Raw genomic sequence first — 21,682 nt, 5'->3', positions numbered from 1 at the left:
CCTCCATGGTCACGGATCCTGAGCTCGTCTCGGCGTACGGCAGTCCGCTCTACGTCTACGACCTGGCCCGGGTCCGGGCGGCGGCCCAGGATCTGCGCGAAGCCCTGCCGCAGCCCTCCCGGGTCTACTACTCCCTCAAGGCCAACCCGCACCCCGGACTGGTCGCCGAGCTGCGCCGCGGCGGGGTGCACGCCGAGGTCACCTCGCGGGGCGAACTGGCCGCCGCGCTGGAGGCCGGACACCCGGCGGGGGAGCTGCTGTACTCCGGGCCGGGGAAGGTGCCGGTCGAACTGGACGAGGCGATCCGCGCCGGAGTGCGGGCCTTCTCCACCGAGTCCTTCGGCGATCTGGAGCGGATCGGCGCGGCGGCGGCCGCCCACGGCGCGGTCGCGGACTGTGTGCTGCGCATCAACGCCGCCGGGGCACCGGGCACCGCCGGGCTGCGGATGACCGGCGGGCCCTCCCAGTTCGGCTTCGACCTGGACTGGCTCGCGAAGGACGCGCACCGGCTGCTGGTCCCCGGCACCCGCGTCGTCGGGCTGCACTTCTTCCCGCTGACCAACGCCGCCGACGAGGACGGCCTGATCGCCGAACTGGCCCAGAGCGTGCGCACCGCCGCCCAGCTCCGTGACCAACTGGGCATCCAGCTCAGGCTGCTGGACCTCGGCGGCGGCTTCGCCTGCCCGTACGCGACGGCGGGTGAGCGACCGGTGTACCGGCGGCTGCGCGAGGCGCTGGCCGAGGTGCTGGACGAGAGCCTGCCCGGCTGGCGCGACGGGGAGCCGGTGGTGGCCTTCGAGTCCGGCCGGTACCTGGTCGGCGACAGCGGGCGGCTGCTGTGCACCGTGACCGACGTCAAGCCGAGCCGGGGCAGCACCTACGCGGTGCTCGACGCCGGGATCAACCACCTCGGGGGACTGTCCGGTCTCGGCAGGCTGCTGCCCCTGCGGGCCCAGCCCACCGGCCCGGCCCGGCCCGAGGAGCCCGAACCGGCCGCACCGGTGACCCTGGCCGGTCCGCTGTGCACACCGGCCGACATCCTGGCCCGCGCGGTGGAGCTGCCCGGGGTCCGCTCCGGGGACCTGCTCGCCGTGCCCAACGCGGGCGCGTACGGCCTCAGCGCGAGCCTGCTCGGCTTCCTCGGCCACCCGGCCCCGGCCGAGGTGCTCACCGACGGCGACCGCGTGGTCTCGGCCACCCGGCTGGCGCTGCGGCGCCACGCCCTGGAGCCCGCCACCGGCGCATCCGCGCACCGACCCGAACCCCCCACCGTACGGAGGTAGAACCGTCATGACCGACGAGAACCGGCAGGCCGGCCCCTGGGACCCGGCCTTCGAGGACCTGCTGCACCAGACCCTGCCCCGGCTCGCGGCCCGGGGCCCGCTCGCGGCCGACGCCAGTCTCCGCGCCGCGGGCCTGGACTCGCTCGCCATGGTCGAGCTCCTGGTACAGGTGGAGCAGGCGTACGGGATCAGCATCCCCGACGAGAACCTGGTGGCGGACACCTTCGCCACCCCGGCACAGCTGTGGGACGTGGTCTCCGCGCTGCGCGCGGGGCGGTCGGTCGACGCGGCCTGACGCCGCCCCGACCGTTCTCCCGTTCCCGCGCCAGTACAGGAGTCCCCATGCGCCCCATCCAGTTCCGGAGCAGGCGGTGATCTCCGCGGCGATCGCCGCGATCGCGGTCCGCCTGGCGTTCTGGTTCCGCTCCCGCAGACGCCGGCGGCAGGCCGCCGGGGAACAGCCCGCCGACGAGGCCGTGGCCGCCACGACCGAGGCCACCACGGACCCCGGACCGGAGGAACCGCACCGGACCAAGGCGGAAGCCGACCACTGAGCCGCCGCCCTCCGCGCCGCAGAGAGCTCCCGGGCCGACGAGATCCCCTCGTCGGCCCGGGAGCTTCTCGCGTACCGGGGGTACCCCGGCGTGATCGGATCTCCTGCACGCGACTGCGACTGCGACTGCGACTGCGTCCGCGACCGCGACCGCGCCGCCGCCGCGGGCCGGTGGCCCGGCGCACCGACGGCGAGAAGCCCCCGGGGGACCGGGGGCTTCTCGCTGTCAGGACGGCGGGAGGGCGGAGGTCACCATTCCACGGGCAGCGAGGTGATGCCGTGCACCAGCATCCCCGAGGGACGCGGCAGGTCCTCGGGCGCCACGGCCAGCTTCAGGGTGGGGAAGCGCTGGAACAGCGTGCCGATCGCGATCTGCAGCTCCAGCCGGGCGAGCCCCGCACCGATGCAGTAGTGCGTGCCGTGGCTGAACGCGAAGTGCGCGTTGCTGGGGCGGTGGAAGTCGAGCTCGTCCGGGTCGGTGAACTGACGGTGGTCGCGGTTGGCCGACGCCAGACCGGGCAGGACCGCGCAGCCCTTCGGGATCACCACGCCGCCCAGCTCGACCTCCTCGGTGGTGATCCGCAGCAGCCCCTCGTCGCCCGGCGGGTAGGCGCGCAGCAGCTCCTCCACCGCGGCGTCGATCAGCGACGGGTCCGCCTGGAGCTCGGCCAGGCGCTCCGGGCTGGTGAGCAGCGCGACCACACTGTTGGCGATCTGGTTGACGGTGGTCTCGTGACCCGCCACCAGCAGGCTGATCCCGAGGAAGATCAGCTCCTCGTGGCTGAGCCGGTCACCGTCCTCGTCGTGGATGGAGACCAGGGCGGACAGCAGGCCCTCGTCCGGCTGCTCCCGCTTGGACGCGACCAGCTCGGACAGGTAGGTGACCAGGCCGGTCTGGGCCGCCAGCATCTCCTCCTTGGTCCGCGACGTGGTCGCCAGGAACGCGCTGGACCAGGCGGAGAACTTGTCCCGGTCCTCGAACGGCACCCCGAGCAGCTCGCAGATCACGGTCACCGGCAGCGGGAAGGCCAGCGCCGGGATGAGGTCCACCGGCCCCTCGCTCTTCGCCATGGCGTCCAGCAGCGCGTCGGTGTGCTCCTGGATCCGCGGCCGGAGGGCGGCCACACGTCGGACGGTGAACTCCCGGGAGACCAGCCTGCGGACGCGGGTGTGCTCCGGCGGATCCATGTTCAGCAGGCTCTTGAACTTCTGCGGCGCCGCCGCGAGCCGGGGCGCGCCGTCCTCCAGGGTGGCGGCGCGGCTGAACCGCGGGTCCGAGAACACGGTGCGCACGTCGTCGTAGCGAGTGGCCAGGTAGGCGTGGTCGCCGCTGGGCATGCGCACCTCGGCGACCGGCTGGTTCTCCCGCAGGTGGCCGTAGACCGGGCAGGCCTGCATCGCGGACTCGCGCTCGAACGGGTAGGCGAGCACCTCCTGGCTGTCCGGGGAAGGTGCTGCGTCGGGCTGTGCGGTCATCGGTCGTTCCTCTCCGATTCGGTGAATGACGGTCAGCTCAGGGAGCTGGTGGGACGGGGAGCCACGGGCAGCACGGCGCGCCCGCTGCGGTGTGCTTCCTGGAGCGGGTAGTAGATGCCCGCCACGATCTTGCGTTTGAGGAAGCCGTTGGAGCTCACCAGGCGGTAGGCCAGCCGGCGCAGCGCCACCTTTGCGGGATCGCCGAGCGCGAACGCCCGTTCCTGGCGCATCTGCAGGCCCCGGGAACGGGCCACATGCTCCTCCCGGGCCTGCTGGAACCGCCGGCAGGCGACGAGCAGCGAGTCGGGGCCGCCACCGGCGAGGGCCTTGGCGGCCAGCGGCGCCAGCACCACCGCATCGGCGATCGCATGGTTGACGCCCTGCCCCAGTACCGGGGTCAGGGTGTGCGCGGCGTCGCCCACCAGCACCAGGCCGGGCAGCGACCAACGCGGCACCACGGTCGTGAAGATGTCCAGCATGGAGGTGTCGGACCAGCTGGTGACGGACGTCCGCACACCCTCGGAGACCTCCGGGGCGAGTTCGTCGACCCGGGCGTACAGCGAATCGATGCCCTGCTTGCGCATCTCCCGCAGCCCGCCCTTGGGGATGTTGAAACCCACCCGCACCAGGTCGGGCACGGTCGGGATGAACAGCCCGTGCCGGTCGCCGTTGATGCGGACCCGGTAGGTGTGCGGGTCCCAGACCTCGGGCTGCGGCACCTTGAACCAGACGAAGTCCCGTTCCAGCGGGATCTTCTCGTACGGCAGCCCCGCCATCTCGCGGACCTTGCTGAACCGGCCGTCCGCCGCCACCGTGAGCGCGGCTCGCACCTCCGTCTCGCCCTCGGGGCCACGGACCCGGACGCCCGTCACGGTCTCGCCCTCCCGCAGCAGCTCCACCGCCGTGGACCGGCGCAGCAGGGTGAAGCCCGGCAGCGCGGCGGCCTCCTCGGCCAGCGCGGCCAGCAGCGGAGGCTGCGGCAGCTCCATCGGGAACGGGCAGGGCTGGTCGAAGGCCGAGAATTCGGCGTTCAGCACCAGCCGGCCGCCGTCCCGGATCTCCATCCGGTGGGTTTCCAGGGTGCTGTCGCGGACCTTGTCCAGGATCCCGAGCCGCTCCAGCAGCCACACCGAGTCCGGCGAGATCGACTCGCCCCGGAACGAGCGGTTGAAGTGGGCACTCTGCTCCACCACGGTGACCGCCACGGACCGGCGGGCCAGCTCCAGCGCCAGCGTCAGCCCGGCGGGGCCGGCGCCGACGATGCACACCTGCGTACTCACCGATCCGGGCCCGGCCGTGTCTGTCATGGCTTGCTCCTCGCGTGTTCGGTGAAGTCCGCGGAAACGGTCTGGCCCCCACCCTTCGCCCACCCCCTAAAGCCCGACTTGCGACACGGCCCGGGGACGAGAACACGGGGTCCTTCGGGTAAGTGACGGATCGTCATGAGGCCGGTACGACACGCCTCATGGGGCAGCCCTTAGCGAGAGCCAAGGGCCCTGGCCCAGGCTGGGGCGCACGTGTCTGTTCTGCGCCCGCGCTGGCCGTGCCGACGGCTGCGCGACGGAAGGAATGATCGATGTTCTCCGCTCTGAGCTCGGCTCTCCACGCCCGACGGCGAGTCGCGCTGTTATTGACGCTGCTGATCACCGTGCTGGCCGCGGTCTTCGGCGGTTCCGTGCAGAATGAGCTCACCAACGGGCTGTCCGACTACGACGACCCGGGCGGTGGCAACGTCGTCGCGCGCGACATCATCACCCGGGCCACCGGAATCGACTCCCAGCAGGGCTATCTGCTGCTGGTCCGCACCGACGAGCGACTGTCCGGCACCGGCACACCGCCGGCCGCCGTGACCGCGGCCGGCCGGCTGCTGAAGTCCCGGCCCGAGGTCAAGCAGGTCCTCGACTACTCGGCCGACCCCGCGCTGATCTCCCGCGACGGGCACAGCACCGTGATCGTCGGTGCCGTGCGCCCGATGGCCGAGTCCGAGACCAGGACGGCCGAGGAGGAGCTCCAGCAGGCCATCAAGGACGACCCGGCCCTCCGCGACCGGACCTGGCTCGGCGGCGCCACACCCGGCCACGTCCAGGTGGCCCAGGTCTCCGACACCGACCTGGCCAAGGCCGAGGGGATGGCGACACCGATCATCCTGATCGCGCTGTTCCTGGTCTTCCGCGGTCTGGTGGCGGCCCTCGTGCCCTTGCTCGGGGCCATCGTCTCCCTGCTGCTCACCATGGCCGGCCTGCGGATCGCCACCACCATGATGGACGTCTCCACCGGGGCGATGAGCCTCGCCTTCGCCCTGGGGCTGGGCCTGTCCATCGACTTCGGCCTGCTGATCGTCACCCGCTACCGGGAGGAGCTGGCCGCACACGGCCCAGGGGCCGACGCGCTGCGGCGGACGGTCGCCACGGCCGGCCGCACCGTCCTGTTCAGCGCGCTCACGGTGGCGGCGGCACTGCTCGCGATCATGGTCTTCCCCCACCCGTACCTGCGCTCCATGGGATTGGCCGGCGTCATCACCGTGGTCTCGGCCGCCCTGTTCGCGCTCCTCGGGCTGCCCGCGCTGCTCGCCGTGCTGGGCACGAGGATCAACGCGCTGGCCCCGCGCCGCTGGCAGCGGACGGCGGGGGCCGGACGCGCCACCGCCGGGCGCTGGCACCGGCTGGCCTCGGCGGTGATGCGCAGGCCGTCGGTCTCCGCGCTGCTCGCCACCGCCGTCCTGCTGCTCATCGCCTCCCCGCTCGTCGGGGTGCGGTTCACCGGTGTCGACCCGACCTCGCTGCCCAAGGACATCAGCGCCGGACAGGTCGCCGCCCGGCTCTCCGCCGACTTCGACGAACTCGCCGCCAGCCCCTTCCAGATCGTCGCCGACACCTCGGACGGGTCCGGGCTCGACGCGTACGCCCGGCGGATCGCCGCCGTGCCGGGCGTGGAGTCGGTGGGCTCGCCGCAGCGCCTGGACGCGGGACACTGGGAGATCGACGCGATCCTCACCGGCAACCCCCTCGACACGGCGGCACTGAAGGCCGGCCAGCGGATCGTGGACCTGGACGCTCCCGTCACCGCCCGGTACACCGGCACGACGGCGGACTTCCTCGCACAGCGGGGCAGTATCGCCGACCGGCTGCCCGAGGCCTTCGGCGTACTCGCACTCGTGACGGTGCTGCTGCTGTTCGCCTTCTCCGGATCGGTACTGCTGCCCTTCATGGCCCTGGTGATGAACCTGCTCTCCACCGGTGCCGCGTTCGGGTTCCTGGTGTGGGCCTTCCAGGACGGCAACCTCGGTTTCGCCGCCCACAGCGGCCTGGAGACCACCACGCCCGTGCTGGTCTTCGCCCTCGCCTTCGGCCTCTCCACCGACTACAACGTCTTCCTGCTGGGGCGGATCAAGGAGGCGCGGGCCGCGGGCCGGAACGACCGGGAGGCGGTGGCCGACGGTCTGGCGAGCATCGGGGCCACCGTCACCAGCGCCGCCGTGCTGTTCTGCATCGCGGTGGGCGCGCTGGCGATGTCCCGGCTGGTGTTCGTCCAGGAGCTGGGGATCGGTGCCGCGTTCTCGGTCCTGCTGGACGCCACCGTGGTGCGGGCGCTGCTGGTGCCCTCGCTGATGGCGCTGCTCGGCGCGGCCACCTGGTGGGCGCCCGCACCGTTGCGCAGGCTGCACTCGGCGCTGCGCCTGGACCGCATGGAGGGCCCGCCCGCCGGGACGGAGGCCGCCGCACCCGCCACGAAGGGAGCCCGCGAGCCGGTGGCCGGGCCGACGGCCTGACGCACGCCGGAGCGGCCCGTCTCCCCCAAGTCAAGTGGCGGAGCGGGCCGTTCGGCATGTCCGGAACCGGTACGGGGGAGTGGGACGGCATGTCGGAACCGGTACGGGGCCCCTTCCCGCCCTCTCCGAGAGCCTGCTGCACAACGTGGTCCGGGGGCACGCAAGGAAGCCTTAAGAGGCGCCCCGCAGGCTCGGCGCGGCTCATCAGGGGCGGCGAAGGAGAGGCTGTGACCGCGGTTGTGAACACCGTCACCGGCGAACGGACCGGACCGCTGGACCGGCTGCGCGTCCTGTACGACGAGGGGCGGCTGGCCAAGGAGTTCCGGCAGGTGCCCGGGTTGCTGGCCGAACTGGCGACGGCGGCCGAACCGGCCGGGGCGCCCGGGGGCGACCTGGTCCGGGCCGGGCAGTTGCTGGCCCGGCTCGACCCGGCGGAGGTGCTGGACGGCGGCGAGGGGCTGGAGGCGGTCACCGTGGCGGTGACCGGGCACTCCACCCTGGGTGCCCTCACCGCCCCTCTCGCCGCCGAACTCGCGCGCCACGGCTTCGTACCGAAGCTGCGCTCCGGGGATTACGACTCCTGGCTGCGTGACCTCCAGGACACCGGCAGCGACCTGTACGCCACGGGCACCGACCTCGCGCTGTGCGTTCTGGACGCCCAGGTGGTCTTCGACGAACTGCCGCACCCCTGGCGGGTGGAGGACCTGGAACAGGCCGTCGCCGCCAAGCTGCGCCTGCTGGAGTCGCTGGCCGCCCGTTACGTCGAGCACGGCACCGGCACCCTGGTGCTCAACACCCTGCCGCTGCTGCCCACCCATACCCGTCAGCTGGTCGACGCCCGGTCCCGGGCCCGCCTCGGGATCGCGTGGCGGGAGTTCAACGCCGGTCTGCTGCGCATCGCCGCCGCCCACGAGCGGGTGCGCGTGGTCGACCTGGACCCGCTGGTCGCCGCAGGCGGCCCGGTCAACGAGCCCCGGCTGGCCGGATACGCCAAGGCCCACCTCGGCGAGGAACTGCTCGCGGCGTACGCCCGCGAGATCGGCCACCTGGCCCGCGGTCTGCGCGGGCGGGCCAAGAAGGTACTGGTGGTCGACCTCGACAACACCCTGTGGGACGGCATCCTGGGCGACGACGGCCCCGAGGGCATCGCCGCGGCCACCACGTACCGGGGAGAGGCGTTCGGCCGCTTCCAGCGGGTGGTGGCGCAGCTCGGTGCCCAGGGCGTGCTGCTGGCCGTGGCCAGCAAGAACGACCAGGAACCGGTGCTGGAAGTGCTGCGCGACCACCCCGACATGGTGCTCCGGGAGGGCGACTTCGTCCGGGTGAACGCCAACTGGGAGCCCAAGGACGGCAATCTGCTGGACATCGCCGGGAAGCTCAACCTCGGCGTGGACAGCTTCGTCTTCGCCGACGACTCCCCCTTCGAGTGCGGGCTGGTCGCCAGCAGTCTGCCCCAGGTGGCCGTCGTACGGCTGGACGAGGAACCCGCCCTGCACGTGGAGCGGCTGCTCGCGGACGGCTGGTTCGACGTGGCCGCGCTGACCACGGAGGACCGGGCCCGCGCGGGCCAGTACCGGACCGAGGCCGCCCGCCAGGACCTGCTGGACAGCGCCGGTTCGATGGAGGAGTACCTGGCCCGGCTCGACGTGCGGGTCGCGCTCTCCCCGGTGCGGGACCACGAGGTGGCCAGGGCCTCCCAGATCACCCTGCGCACCAACCAGTTCAACCTCACCACCGAGCGGCTGCAGCCGGCCGACATCCGGACCCGGCTGGACTCCGCCGAACACCTGGTGCTCGCCGTCCGCTCCACCGACCGGTTCGGCGACAACGGGCTGGTGGGCCTGGTGCTGGCGCGGACCGCCGGGGACGGCTGGCACATCGACAACGCGCTGCTCAGTTGCCGGGTCTTCGCCCGGGGCATCGAGCAGGCCGCGCTGGCGGCCGTGCTGGGCCGTGCCCGCGAGGCCGGGGCACCGGCCGTGCACGCCCGCTACCGGCCGACCGCCAAGAACCGCAAGGTGCGCGGCCTCTGCCCGTCGCTGGGCTTCACGGAGACCGGCGAGGACGCCACCGGCGAGGTGACGTTCCGGCACGACCTGCGCGCCCTGCCCGAGGTGCCGGGGCACGTCCGCCTGACCGCGGACCTCGCCCGGGACACGGACTGAGGGGCGTGGCGATGGGACCGGGGGAGTGGTGGAGGTCCGCGGTGCGCCGCGCGGCCGCCGGCTGTGTACGGGCCCTGGCCGATCTCGGCGTGATGTTCGGCGTGGTCACCGAGAACCACCTGGCCGCCGGCCGGAAGCCGCAACCGGCCGGGGTACCGCTGGACGAGCCGCCGGCGGACCACCCCGAGCGCCTGCCGCGAGGAGTCCCGCTCTCGGCGCGGGAGCGGGAACTGTGGGCGCAGCTGGACGGGATCGACAAGCGTGCCTGAGGTCTGTCCCGTCATCCCTGACGGGACAGACCTGAGCGCAATGACGGCTTTAGTGCTCGAACTGATGATCGGTACGGACGTGTCGGCCGAACGAGGGGGATTGACGGTGGCGGAGTTCCGATCGTTCGCGGAGCTGGTGCTCGCGCGGGCGGAAGAGCGTGGGGATGCGGACGCCTACCTGTTCCTGGAGAACGGGGTACGGGGGGTGGAACCGGAGCGGCTCTCGTACGCCGGTCTCGACCGGGCGGCGAAGGGGCTGGCGGCATGGTTGCAGGACCGGGGGCTGACTGGTCGTCAGGTCCTGCTGCTGTACCCGTCGGGGCTGGACTTCCTGCAGGCGTTCGTGGGGTGCCTCTACGCGGGCGCGGTGGCCGTTCCGGCGCCGCTGCCCACCGAGCAGGGGCGGCACTTCCAGCGGGTGTCCGGGATCGTCCGGGACGCCCGGGTCGGTGCGGTGCTGACCCTCGGGAAGCACGCGCCGGAGGTGGAGGCATGGCTGGCGGAGGAGGGCTTCTCCGACGTGCTCTGCCTCGCGACGGACGGTTTCGCGGGCGACCCCGCCGCCTGGGGCGACCCGGGGCTGCGCACCGACGACCTGGCGTTCCTCCAGTACACCTCCGGGTCGACCAGCGAGCCCAAGGGCGTGATGGTCTCGCACGGCAATCTGCTGGCCAACGAGGCCGCCATCCAGCGCGCCACCAGCGGCGACCGGAACACGGTCCTCGGCGGCTGGCTGCCCTTCTACCACGACATGGGCCTGATCGGTCATGTGCTGCAGCCGCTCTGGCTGGGCTCCAGCGCCGTGCTGATGTCACCCACCTCCTTCCTCCGCCGCCCCGAGCGCTGGCTGGAACTGCTAAGCGAGCACCGGGTGACCGTCTCCGCCGCCCCCAACTTCGCCTACGACATGTGCGTCCGACGGGTCTCCGATGCGCATCTGGAAGGCATCGACCTGTCCAGCTGGCGGGTCGCCTGCAACGGCGCGGAGCCGGTCCGGGCCGACACCCTGCGGGCGTTCGCCGAGCGGTTCGCACCGTACGGCTTCCGCGCCGACACCTCCTTCCCCTGCTACGGCATGGCCGAGACCACACTGCTGGTCTCCGGCAAGCGGCCCGGCCGCCCGGCGGTGCTGCGCGAGGTGGACTCCGCCGGGCTGGAGGCCGGCCGACTGGAGGGGCCGTTCCTCCAGGCACCGACACGGACCCTGGCATCGAGCGGCATGGTGCACCCGGAGGACTTCGAGGTACGCATCGTCGACCCGGAGACCCGCGAGGAGCGCCCCGAGGGCGAGGTCGGCGAGATCTGGGTGCGCGGCGCCAGCGTGTCCGTCGGCTACTGGAGGCGCCCCGAGACCAACGCCGAGATCTTCGGCGCCCGGATCGCCGGTGCCGAGGAGCTCGGGCCCTGGCTGCGGACCGGCGACCTGGGGGCGATGGAGCGCGACGAACTGTTCGTGACGGGCCGTCTGAAGGAGATGGTCCTGATCAACGGGCGCAACATCTACCCCTACGACGTGGAGAGCGCGGTGCGCGCACTGGACCCGGCCTTCGGCTCCGGAGCCGTCTTCGCCGTCGACACCGACCAGGAACACCTGGTGGTGATCCACGAGGTCCGCCCGAGCGCCCTCGCCGGTCAGGACCTCAAGAGCGCCACCTCCACCGTCCAGGCACTGATCAGCCGCGAGTTCGCCGTCCCCGCGGGCAACGTCCTGCTGGTGCGCCCGGGTACCGTCCGCCGGACGACCAGCGGCAAGATCCAGCGGACCCTGATGCGCAAGCTCTTCCTGGACGGCGCGGTCACCCCGCTGCACGCCGTACTCGACCCGGCGGTTCGCGAACTCGTCGGGTCCTTCGAGCTGGAACCGGTGGGCTGACATGGACCATCCGCCCTACCTGCGCGCCGAGGAACTGGAGCAGTTCCTGGGCGACCCCGACGACCCCGGCACCGTGTTCTCCCACGCCCGCAGTCTGGAGCTGGACGAGACCGAGGCGTTCCCGGCCGACATCTGCCGGGTCCTGGAGGACTGGCACCTGCAGGACTTCTACGTGCCGGTCGAGCACGGCGGCCGGCTGACCGACTACGAGACCGTCATGCAGGTCATGCGGACGGTCGCCCGCCGCGACCTCACCGTGGCCGTCGGGCACGGCAAGACCTATCTGGGCGGGGTCTGCGTCTGGGTGTCGGGCACCGCCGAGCAGGCCGCCCGGCTGGCCGCGGACATCCGGAACGGGGTCCCCGTGTCGCTGGGCCTCACCGAACGGGCACACGGCAGCGACCTGCTCGCCGACGAGGTGCGCGGCGAGCCCGACGGCGCCGGAGGATGGCTGGTCAGCGGCGAGAAATGGCTGATCAACAACGCCACCCGGGGCAGCCTGCTGTCCGTGCTGACCCGGACCGACCCGGCGGGCGGGCCGCGCGGGTTCAGCGTGCTGCTGATCGACAAGCGCGAACTGGGCCCGGACCACTACCGCTGCCTCGACAAGATCCGTACCCACGGCATCCGGGGCGCCGACATCAGCGGCATCGCCTTCGACCGGGCCCCGGTGCCCGCCACCACCCTGGTCGGAACCGAGGGCGGCGGCCTGGAGACGGTGCTCAAGGCGCTCCAGCTGACCCGCACCATGTGCGCCGCCCTGTCGTTGGGCGCCGCCGACCACGCGCTGCGGCTGGCCCTGGACTTCGCCGAGGAGCGCGAGCTCTACGCCCGGCGGCTGGTGGACCTGCCCCAGGCACGGCAGTCGCTCGCCGCCGCGGCCGCCGACGTACTGGTCGGCGAGGCGCTGGCGACGGTGGCCATCCGCTCGGTCCACACCCTCACCGCCGAGCTCGGCGTGGCCGCCGCCGCCACCAAATACCTGGTGCCCACCGGCACCGAGCAGGTGATCGCCGAGCTGACCCGGCTGCTGGGCGCGCGCGCCTTCCTCAAGGGGGTGCACGCCGGAGGCATGTTCCAGAAGGTCGACCGGGACCACCGGGTCGTCGGACTCTTCGACGGCAACACCCTGGTCAACCTCAACTCCCTCATCAACCAGTTCCGTTCGCTCTCCCGAGGATGGGACCGGGGCACCGGGGACACCGCCGGGGCCACCGCCGCCTTCGACCTCGCCGTACCGCTGCCGCCGCTGGACCCGTCCCGGCTCTCCCTGGTCGCCAAGGGCGGCAGCGGCATCCTCGCCACCCTCCCGGCCTCCCTGGCCGAGCTGCGCACCGAGGCCGGGCACCACCCCGCGCTGAACGGCGCCCTCGCCGCTGCCGAACGACTGCTCGCCGCTACCCACCGCGTCCACGCCGACATGGCGCCGTACCGCGCACTGGTCTCCGACGTACCGACCGCCGCGTTCGACGTCGCCCGGCGGTACTCCCTCTGCCTGGCGGGCGCCGCCTGCCTGGGCCTGTGGGCGCAGAACCACCGGGAGGCCCTCGGGGGCCGCACCGGCGGGCTCTGGCGCGACGGCACCTGGCTCTGGCCCGCCCTGGACCGGCTGCTGGTCCGGCTCGGCGAGCAGGACGGCCCGGAACCGGAGGCCTACCCGGAGCTGCTGGCACAGCTGCGCGAGGCCCGCGCGGCCGGGGAGCTGTTCTCGCTGCTCCCGCTGAAGCTGCACAGCGGGGCTCACCACGACGCCGCCGGGCACCCCGCCCACCACGACGCCGCCCAACAGGCCGTACCCACCGACACCCGTCCAGCCGAGGGGGCGCCATGCTGACCAACTCCGCGGTCCCCGGGGCCCGCCGCCCCGCGGCCCCGGCCCCGGACACCGCCCAGGAAGCGGCCGCGCAGACCCGGGTCGCCGAACTGGAGCGCCGCTTCGGCGATCCCGGCGACCCGGCCAACCCGGTCGGCACCCAACGGCTGCTCGCCGCCGACGAGGCCGGCGAACTGTCCCGGGACGGTGAGCACCTGCTCGACGACGCGGTGCTGACCGCCGACTTCGTCCCCGCCGACCTCGGCGGACGGCTCACCCGGATCGACACCCTCACCCGGGTCCTGCGACCGGTCTTCCGCCGTGATGTCGCGCTCGGCCTCGGCTACGGCGTCACCTCGTTCATGGCGGCCGTCAACGTGTGGACCGCGGGAAGCGAGGAGCAGCGGCGCAGGCTGGCCGATCTGCTGCTGGGCGGCGCCAGGGTATCGGTCGCCTACCACGAGCTGGCGCACGGCAACGACTTCGTCCGCAACGGCTTCCTGGCCCGCCCGGAGCCCGGCGGCTACCGGCTGCACGGCCGCAAGGAGGTCATCAACAACGCCGAACGGGCCGCCGCCTTCGCACTGTTCGCCCGCACCGACGACGCGCCCGGCTCGCGCAGCCACTCCGTCCTGCTGGCCGAGCGCGACGCGCTCGACCCGGCCCGCTTCCGCACCCTGCCCCGGTACACCACCGCCGGGGTACGCGGCTGCCGGATCTCCGGGCTGGAGTTCGACGACTGCCACGTCCCGGCCGGAGCCCTCGTCGGCGAGCGGGGCCAAGGCGTGGAGCTGGCCCTGCGCTCCTTCCAGATCACCCGCAGCGCCCTGCCCGGCATGGCACTCGGAGCCGCCGACACCAGCCTGCGCACCGTCGTCGGCTTCGCGCGGGGACGACAGCTCTACCGGCGCTCGGTGATGGAGATCCCGCACGCCCGCGACACCCTCTCCGACGCCTTCCTGGACCTGCTGATCTGCGACAGCCTCTCGCTGGCCGCCACCCGCGCGGTGCACCTGCTGCCGGAGGAGACCAGCGTCTACGCGGCCGTCGTGAAGTACCTGGTGCCCAGGATGCTGACGGAGACCATGCACGACCTGTCGATCGTGCTCGGCGCCCGCTTCTACGTCCGCGAGGGCGAGTTCGGCATCTTCCAGAAGCACGTCAGGGACCTGCCGGTGCTCAGCCTCGGCCACGCCGGATCGGCGGCCTGCCAGGCCACCGTCATCCCGCAACTGGCCCGGCTGGCCCGGCGGTCCTGGTTCTCCGGCGACCAGGCTCCGGCGGAACTCTTCGAGCCCCGCACCGCCCTGCCCGCCATCCCCTTCGAGCGGCTCACCCTGGCGAGCGGGCGGGACAGCCTCAGCGCCTCGCTGGTCGCGGCCTGCGACGACCCGGCGGACGGCTCCCCCGAGGAACAGGCCGTCCGCACCCTGACCCTGCGGATGGCGGACGAGCTGCGGCGGATCCAGCAGGACAGCCTCGCGCTCTCCCCGCAGGACCGCACCGCCCTCGCCGCCCCCACCGCCTTCGCCCTCGTGGACCGCTACGCGGTGCTCCTCGCCGCGGCCGCCGTCCTGGGCGTCCGGCGCGCGGCACGGGCCGACGGCACCGACCCGTTCCTGGCCGACCCCGCCTGGGCCGCGGCCGCGCTGCACCGGCTCGCCCGACGACTCGGACAGCACCCGGCCGAGCTGCCCGCCGGCTGCGCGGAACGGGTCCACCGGGAAGTGCTGCGGCGCTTCCACGAACACCGCAGCTACGACCTGTACGACACCCCACTCGCCGGCTGATCAGCCGCCGGCCAGACGTCCCAACGCAGCGAGGAGTACGCCATGACTGTCCCCACCGGCCGCCCGGCCACCGTCCGCGAGCACACCGTCGAGACGCTGAGCGAGTGGATCGCCAACCGGATCTCGCTCTATCTGAAGCGCCCGGCCGACGAGATCGCGTCCAACGTGCCCCTGGCCGAGTACGGCCTGGACTCGGTCGCCGCACTGAGCCTGTGCGGCGACATCGAGGAGGACTTCGACCTCGTCCTGGAGCCCACCGTGGCCTGGGACTACCCGACGATCGACGCGCTCGCCGGATACCTGGTGGAGGAGCTGCGCGCCACCGTGGGAGAGGCGTGATGCAGCCCGTCGCCATCGTCGGCATCGACTGCCGCTTCCCCGGGGCCCCGGACCCCGCCGCGTACTGGGACCTGCTGATGCGGTCCGGCGACGGCGTCGGACCGGTGCCCGAACAGCGGTGGAACGCCGACGACTTCTACTCGGCCGCGGGGGCCGACGGGCACTCCAACACCACCAGCGGCGGCTTCATCACCGACGCCGACGCCTTCGACCACGAGTTCTTCGCGATCTCGCCCCGCGAGGCCGCCGCGATGGACCCGCAGCAGCGGCTGCTGCTGCAGTGCGCCTGGCGCGCGGTCGAGGACACCGGAGTCGCGCCGCGGAGCCTGGCCGGAACCGCCACCGGCGTCTTCGTCGGCGTCATGGGCAACGAGTGGGCCCACCTCCACCTCACCGACTACGCACGGGTCACCGCACAGGTCGGCTCCGGCAACGGCTACTGCATGACCGCGAACCGGATCTCCTACCACCTCGACCTGAAGGGCCCGAGCCTCGCGGTGGACACCGCCTGCTCCTCCTCGCTGGTCGCCGTCCACCTGGCCTGCAACGCCCTGCTGGCGGGGGAGTGCGACACCGCCATCGCGGCCGGTGTGAACGTGGCCCTCACCCCCGCCCTGGGCATCTTCTACACCCAGGCCGGGCTCTCCGCGCCCGACGGCCGGTGCAAACCCTTCAGCAGCGACGCGAACGGAATCGGCCGCGGCGAGGGCGTCGGCGCGGTGGTCCTGCGCCGACTGGAGGACGCGATCGCCGACGGGCAGCCGGTCTACGCGGTGATCCGCGGGACCGCCGTCAACCAGGACGGCCGCAGCAACGGCCTCACCGCACCCAACCGCTGGTCCCAGCAGGAGGTGCTGACCGCGGCCTACCGGCGGGCCGGAGTGGAACCGTCCGACGTGGCGTTCACCGAAGGCCACGGCACCGGCACCGTGCTGGGCGACATGATCGAGGTCAAGGCGCTCGGCGGACTGCACGCCGACCGGACCGGCAAACCGATGGCACTCGGCTCGGTCAAGGGCAACCTCGGCCACACCGAAGGCGCAGCCGGGGTCGCCGGGCTCATCAAGGTCGCCCTCTCCCTGCACCACCGCGTGGTGCCCACCAGCCGGTTCGCCGCCCGGGAGAACCCGGCACTGAAGCTCTCCCGGTACGGCCTGCGGCTGCTCAAGGCACCACTGCGGCTGGCCGCCGGAGCCACCGTCGGAGGCCTCAGCAGCTTCGGCATGGGAGGCACCAACGCCCACGCGGTACTGGAATCCGCGCCCGCGCACGCCGCCCGCCCCAAGGCCGGGGCCGCTGCCGGGTCCACCGGAATCGGCACCGCGGTGTTCACCCTGACCGCCCCCACCGCCCAGGCGCTGCGCCGCAACCTCGTGGCACAGGCCGACGCCCTCCAGCGCCACCGGGTGGTGCCGGCCGGTGCGGTGGGCTGGAGCAGCAACCGGCTCAAGACCGGACACCGGTTCCGGTTCGCCGTACCGGCCGACAGCACCGGCGACCTGGTGACCGCACTGCGCCGGGCCGCCGGGGACGAGGACCAGCCGGCGGGCCTCACCGCGGAGTCCGCCGGGCCGGTGCGGCCCGCACTGCTCTTCACCGGCCAGGGCTCGCAGTACCCGGGCATGGCCGCCGGTCTCTACCGCGACGCCCCGCTCTTCCGGCGGTTCCTCGACCGGGCGGACGAGGCGCTGCTCCCGCACACCGGCGGTTCGGTGCGCGAACTGCTGCTCTCCGCGGACCCGGCGGTGCACCGCACCGGCTGGGCGCAGCCCGCCCTGTTCGCCGTCGGCTACGCACTGGCCGCCACCCTCACCGAACTCGGGGTGCGCCCCGCGCTGCTGCTCGGTCACAGCGTCGGGGAGTACGCGGCCGCGGTGGTCGCCGAGGCGCTCCCCCTGGAGGAGGCCGCCCGGCTGATCGCCGCTCGCGGGCGGCTGATGCAGGAACTCCCCGAGGGCGGCGGGATGCTGGCCGTCCGGGCCGACGCCACCGAGCTGGCCGAGCGGGTCGACGCCGAGCCTCTGGTCGGGATCGCCGCGGTCAACGGACCGGCGTCCACCGTGCTCTCCGGCGACCTGACGGCGCTGGCCCGGATCGAGGAGGAGCTGACCCGTGCCGGAGTGCGGTCCCGCCGCCTGGAGGTCTCGCACGCGTTCCACTCACCGCTGATGGACCCCATGCTGGAACGCTTCGCCGCGGTGGCGGAGCAGGCCGGTGGCACCGTTCCCGCCCTGCCGGTCCACTCCACGCTGCGCGGCAGGCTGCTGCGGGACGAGCCGATGGACGCCGCGTACTGGGTGGAGCACGTCAGGGCCCCCGTGCTGTTCGCCGACGCCGCACGGCAGTTGCTGGACGAGGCACCGACCCATCTGCTGGAGATCGGCCCGCGGCCGGTGCTCGCTCCCATGACGCGCCGGCTGCTCACCGCCCCCGACGGGGCCGGGGTGCGCAGCGTCCACCCGGTCCCCGGCGAACAGGCCGGTGGCCGGGAGCTGGCCGAGGCGGTCGCCGAACTGTTCCGCGGCGGTGTCGACATCGCCTGGGACGCGGTCTACGCCGATCAGGACCGGGTGGCGCACCGGCTGGCCCCGTACGCCTTCTCGGACGACCACCGGTTCTGGGCCCGCCGGCCGGTCTCCGCCGCCCCGCCCGCCACGGCCCCGCAGCAGGAGGGCGTGCAGACGGCCGGCCAACGGCCGGAAGCGGCGCGGCCCGTCGTGCTCTCCCAGGGCCGCCGGACCGCCGCCGATCCGGTGGCCGAGGCCGTACTGGACGCCGTCGCCCAGGTGGGCAGCTACGCGCCCGGGGCGATCACCCCGCGTTCGAGGCTCTACGAGGACCTCGGCTTCGACTCGGTGATGGTGATGGAGCTCAAGAAACGGATCGAGGAGCGGTTGCCCGACCTCGAACCGCTGAGCGTGGAGGAGCTGCTGCCCCGGCTCTCCTCGATCGGCGACCTGATCGGCTACGTGGGCGAACGACGCTCCGCCGCCGCCTGAACCCGTCCCGTGGAAAGGACCCCACCATGCAGTCACCGCCCGACCGCGATCCCGCCCAGGTGTACCTCGCCTCGGTCGGCACCGCCCTGCCCGGCGACCCGGTCGACAACGCCACCCTCGCCAAGGTGCTGAAAGTCAACGAGGAGTGGATCGACCACTTCATCGGCACCCGCACCCGCCACTTCGCCCGGGACCTCGGGACCGGGACGGTGCGCTGGTCACTGGCCGACCTGTGCGCCCAGGCCGGTGCGCGGGCACTCGCCGCCTCCGGGGTCGACCCGGCGGAGATCGGCTTCGTGGTGCTCGGCACCGCCACCCCGGACAACCTGATGCCCGCCACCGTCAATCACATCGCCGACCAGCTCGGCCTGGACCAGGTGCCCACGTACCAGCTCCAGTCCGGCTGCGCCGGCGCCGTCCAGGCACTCGGCCTCGGCCGGACGCTGATCGCCGGTGACGGGCACCGGGCCGGTCTGGTCATCGGCGGCGACGTCTGCAGCAAGCACCTCGACCTCAACCGGGACCTCGCCGACGCCGCGCCCAGCGACCTGGTCAACTACGTCCTGTTCGGCGACGGCGCCGGGGCCGCGGTGCTCACCGCAGAGCCCGCGGCGGAGGCGGTGGCCCTGCGCCGGGTGCTCAACCGGTTCACCGGTCTCGGCCGGGAGCCCGGCCAGGTCATCGACTGGTTCGGTCTCGCCGACCGGTACGAGGACCGGCAGGCGGTCCGGGAGGACTACAAGGCCATCGAGGAGTTCGTCCCCGTGATGGCGGTGGAGATCCTCTGGGAGATGCTCGGCGATCTCGACTGGTCCGCCGAGGAGCTCGACTACCTGCTGCCGCCGCAGCTCTCGGGCCGGATGACCCGTCGCATCCACGAGGAACTCGACGTGCCCGGCGCCATCGAGGTGTCCTGCGTCGCCGACACCGGCAACAACGGCAACGCGCTGCCGTTCCTCCAACTGGAGCGGCTGCTGGGGCAGATGTCCAGCGGCCAGAAGGCGCTCGCGGTGGCCGTGGAGTCCAGTAAGTGGATCAAGGCGGGTTTCGCCCTCGAAAAGATCTGACACACCGTCACTGATTGGAAAACGCTGATGCAGACCATCGACGAGTTCGCCCGCCTGGTCCGCGAGGAACTGGGCATCCCCCTGGCGGACGGGGACCTGGCCGCCGACCTCGACCGGCTCCCCGAGTGGGACTCCCTCTACATGCTCAAGCTGGTCACCGCCCTCGAACGCACCACGGGCCGGAAACTGCCGGTGGGGCGGGTGCTGGAGGTCCGCAGCCTGGAAGCGATCTACCAGCTGGCGGTCAAGCCGTGACCGCCCGCCCGCACCCCGAACGCCGTCGTCGGCACACCCTCTACTTCCTGGAGTACGCCGCCCGGCAGCGACTGGTGCACCTGGACACCGAGGTCGACATGACCCGCATCCAGCACCACCGCGCCGAGGCCGGGGAGTCCGGGCGCCGCTTCTCCGTGGTCGCCTACCTGCTGCACGCCGCCGGCCGCGTGCTGGACCGCCACCCCGAGGCCAATGCCGTACTGGCCCCGGGCTGGCCCGGCCTGCGGGGCCCCCGAACGGTCCGCTTCACCGGCGTCACCGCCAAACTCGCCCTCGACCGCACCGTGGACGGCGAACGCACCGTACTCTCCGCCCTGCTGCCCGGCCTGGAGAGCGCCGACCTGGCCGCCATCCAGGAGCGGATCGACCGCTACCGGGACCCGGCCGCGGCCGATCTCCCCGAATTCCGCGGCGTGCGGATGCTGGGCCGGCTGCCGGTCCCGCTCGGCCGGACGGCCTTCGCCGCCGCACTGCGCGACCCCCGGCGCCGCCCCACCGTGCTGGGCACCGTCGCGGTCAGCTCGCTCGGGCACCGCCCGGTCGACGGCTTCCACGCCGGCGGCGGCACCGCGGTGACGCTCAACGCCGGACAGGTGCTCGACCGCCCCGTCGTCCGGGACGGCCGGATCGTGGCGGCCCCACTGATGCGGCTCGGCCTCACCTTCGACCACCGGGTCATCGACGGCGCGGCCGCCGCCGACGTCCTCGCCGATCTCAAGCAGACCATGGAGACCTTCGACAACGGCCCCGGACGGCAGGCCGAGCACCGGGCCCCGGACGGGACGACGGCTGCAAGGACGGCTTAAGCCCCCACCCGCACCATCGCTCCCGACGGGCGCCGTGCCGGGCTGCCCTGCCCCGCACCCGGCACGGCCCCGTCCACCGGACCCCGCTCGCCCCCCGCCCACTCGGAGACGGACGCACCATGGACCATCTGGCAGAACTCAAGGAGTTCGCCCGGCTGCACGGACGCGGCCAAGGCCTGACGGAGCAGCATGTCCAGGCCGTACTGTCCCGGATCACCGGCGACCGCCCCGGCGACCCCCACTCCTGGGCACAGGTGTGGACCACCGAGGGCGACGCCCTGATGCAGGGCGGCCATCCGCTCGACGCCTGCCGCCACTACGCGCTCGCCCGGTTCCCCCACCACGGCGACGAGGACCGCCTGCTGGCCCAGCGCCGCTGCGTCGAGGCCTTCGACACCTGGCGGCGCGGCGCCCGGGGCGGCATCGAGCGGCTGGAGTTCGACCACCCGGACGGCACCGTGGCCGCCTGGGCGGCCGGACTCTCGGCCGACCGGCCGCGCCCCCTGCTGCTGATCATGGGAGGCATCGTCAGCGTCAAGGAGCAGTGGGCGCCACTGCTCCCGCTGTTCGCCCGGCTCGGCTTCGCCGCCGTGGCCACCGAGATGCCCGGGGTCGGCGAGAACACACTCCCGTACCGGGCCGACTCCTGGCGCCTGCTGCCCCATCTGCTCGACGAACTGGCGGGCCGGGCACGGGTCGCCGAGACGGCGATGCTCGCCCTCAGCTTCAGCGGGCACCTGGCCCTGGGCGCCGCCGCCGAGGACCCCCGCATCCGCAGCATCCACACGGTCGGAGCCCCCGTCTCCGACTTCTTCACCGACCCCGCCTGGTGGCCGGCGGTGCCCGGGATCACCGTGGAGACCCTGCGCCGCCTCACCCGTACCGGGGACGACGACGAACTCCGGGGCGTGCTCGCCGACTTCCCGCTCACCCCGCCCCGGCTCGGCTCGCTGGACATCCCCGTCGGATACGTCGCCAGCTCGCGCGACGAGATCATCCCGCAGACCGAACACCGCCTGCTCGCCCTGCTGCTGCCGCAGGCCCGGTTCAAGGTGTTCGACGACGTCCACGGCTCCCCGGAGCACGTGGGCGCGATGCGCCGCTGGCTGGTCCTCTCCCTGCTGCGCGCCCGCCTCGGCGGACGACGGGCATCCCGGACCGGCTGAGGGAAGAGGAGAGGCCGCGCGGCGGGGAACCGCCCTGA

At 73.2% G+C, this 21,682-nt stretch carries 17 protein-coding genes; 15 read left to right on the top strand and 2 right to left on the bottom strand.

What is annotated here, in order from left to right; translation table 11 throughout:
* The first annotated feature begins 5 nt into the window (after positions 1–5).
* The 3 genes from GA0115234_RS04580 (at position 6) to GA0115234_RS04570 (ending at position 1,837) form a co-directional block, all read left to right on the top strand.
* A complete protein-coding gene (locus tag GA0115234_RS04580) occupies positions 6–1,283 on the top strand; it encodes a decarboxylase (protein WP_093539540.1) in 1,278 nt (425 codons plus the stop codon).
* A gap of 7 nt (positions 1,284–1,290) precedes the next feature.
* On the top strand, positions 1,291–1,578 hold the full coding sequence (locus GA0115234_RS04575) for a phosphopantetheine-binding protein (RefSeq protein WP_093539539.1): 288 nt from the start codon (positions 1,291–1,293) through the stop codon (positions 1,576–1,578).
* A 76-nt stretch (positions 1,579–1,654) separates the two neighbouring features.
* On the top strand, positions 1,655–1,837 hold the full coding sequence (locus GA0115234_RS04570; RefSeq protein ID WP_093539538.1) for a hypothetical protein: 183 nt from the start codon (positions 1,655–1,657) through the stop codon (positions 1,835–1,837).
* A 248-nt stretch (positions 1,838–2,085) separates the two neighbouring features.
* Here GA0115234_RS04570 and GA0115234_RS04565 read toward each other — a convergent pair whose 3' ends face one another.
* Together GA0115234_RS04565 and GA0115234_RS04560 are read right to left on the bottom strand one after the other, a co-directional pair.
* A complete protein-coding gene (locus GA0115234_RS04565; protein WP_093539537.1) occupies positions 2,086–3,312 on the bottom strand; it encodes a cytochrome P450 in 1,227 nt (408 codons plus the stop codon).
* A gap of 32 nt (positions 3,313–3,344) precedes the next feature.
* A complete protein-coding gene (locus tag GA0115234_RS04560; RefSeq protein ID WP_202553361.1) occupies positions 3,345–4,619 on the bottom strand; it encodes an FAD-dependent monooxygenase in 1,275 nt (424 codons plus the stop codon).
* 269 nt (positions 4,620–4,888) lie between these two features.
* Here GA0115234_RS04560 and GA0115234_RS04555 point away from each other — a divergent pair, with 269 nt between their 5' ends.
* The 12 genes from GA0115234_RS04555 to GA0115234_RS04500 all read left to right on the top strand — a co-directional run bounded on the left by GA0115234_RS04555 (position 4,889) and on the right by GA0115234_RS04500 (position 21,644).
* Positions 4,889–7,081: an MMPL family transporter gene (locus GA0115234_RS04555; RefSeq protein ID WP_093539536.1), complete on the top strand. Its 2,193-nt coding sequence runs from the start codon at positions 4,889–4,891 to the stop codon at positions 7,079–7,081.
* A 227-nt stretch (positions 7,082–7,308) separates the two neighbouring features.
* Positions 7,309–9,246 carry an HAD-IIIC family phosphatase gene (locus GA0115234_RS04550; protein WP_093539535.1) on the top strand — a complete coding sequence of 646 codons (1,938 nt, stop codon included), beginning with the start codon at positions 7,309–7,311 and terminating at the stop codon, positions 9,244–9,246.
* Positions 9,247–9,251: 5 nt separating this feature from the next.
* Positions 9,252–9,515, top strand: coding sequence for a DUF6059 family protein (locus tag GA0115234_RS04545; protein WP_141718394.1), 264 nt, complete (start codon positions 9,252–9,254; stop codon positions 9,513–9,515).
* Between the two features lie 106 nt (positions 9,516–9,621).
* Positions 9,622–11,388: a fatty acyl-AMP ligase gene (locus GA0115234_RS04540; protein WP_093539566.1), complete on the top strand. Its 1,767-nt coding sequence runs from the start codon at positions 9,622–9,624 to the stop codon at positions 11,386–11,388.
* A 1-nt stretch (position 11,389) separates the two neighbouring features.
* Positions 11,390–13,222, top strand: coding sequence for an acyl-CoA dehydrogenase family protein (locus tag GA0115234_RS04535; protein ID WP_093539533.1), 1,833 nt, complete (start codon positions 11,390–11,392; stop codon positions 13,220–13,222).
* On the top strand, positions 13,216–14,991 hold the full coding sequence (locus GA0115234_RS04530) for an acyl-CoA dehydrogenase (protein WP_093539532.1): 1,776 nt from the start codon (positions 13,216–13,218) through the stop codon (positions 14,989–14,991). Before GA0115234_RS04535 ends, GA0115234_RS04530 begins: the two co-directional genes overlap by 7 nt.
* A 42-nt stretch (positions 14,992–15,033) precedes the next feature.
* Positions 15,034–15,330 (top strand): acyl carrier protein, encoded by a 297-nt coding sequence (locus GA0115234_RS04525; RefSeq protein WP_093539531.1) that lies wholly within the window; start codon positions 15,034–15,036, stop codon positions 15,328–15,330.
* Positions 15,330–18,329, top strand: a complete 3,000-nt coding sequence (locus tag GA0115234_RS04520; RefSeq protein ID WP_093539530.1) for a type I polyketide synthase — start codon at positions 15,330–15,332, stop codon at positions 18,327–18,329. Before GA0115234_RS04525 ends, GA0115234_RS04520 begins: the two co-directional genes overlap by 1 nt.
* A 26-nt stretch (positions 18,330–18,355) precedes the next feature.
* Positions 18,356–19,396 carry a 3-oxoacyl-ACP synthase III family protein gene (locus tag GA0115234_RS04515; RefSeq protein ID WP_093539529.1) on the top strand — a complete coding sequence of 347 codons (1,041 nt, stop codon included), beginning with the start codon at positions 18,356–18,358 and terminating at the stop codon, positions 19,394–19,396.
* 27 nt (positions 19,397–19,423) lie between these two features.
* Complete coding sequence (locus GA0115234_RS04510; RefSeq protein ID WP_093539528.1) at positions 19,424–19,651, top strand: acyl carrier protein; 228 nt, start codon at positions 19,424–19,426, stop codon at positions 19,649–19,651.
* Positions 19,648–20,478 (top strand): 2-oxo acid dehydrogenase subunit E2, encoded by an 831-nt coding sequence (locus tag GA0115234_RS04505; protein ID WP_256088608.1) that lies wholly within the window; start codon positions 19,648–19,650, stop codon positions 20,476–20,478. Before GA0115234_RS04510 ends, GA0115234_RS04505 begins: the two co-directional genes overlap by 4 nt.
* A gap of 119 nt (positions 20,479–20,597) precedes the next feature.
* Positions 20,598–21,644, top strand: a complete 1,047-nt coding sequence (locus tag GA0115234_RS04500) for an alpha/beta hydrolase (protein ID WP_093539527.1) — start codon at positions 20,598–20,600, stop codon at positions 21,642–21,644.
* Positions 21,645–21,682: the final 38 nt, after the last annotated feature.

Source organism: Streptomyces sp. DvalAA-43, from assembly GCF_900091725.1.
Taxonomy (GTDB): Bacteria; Actinomycetota; Actinomycetes; order Streptomycetales; family Streptomycetaceae; genus Streptomyces; species Streptomyces pulveraceus.
This window is presented reverse-complemented; position numbering and strand designations above follow the sequence as displayed.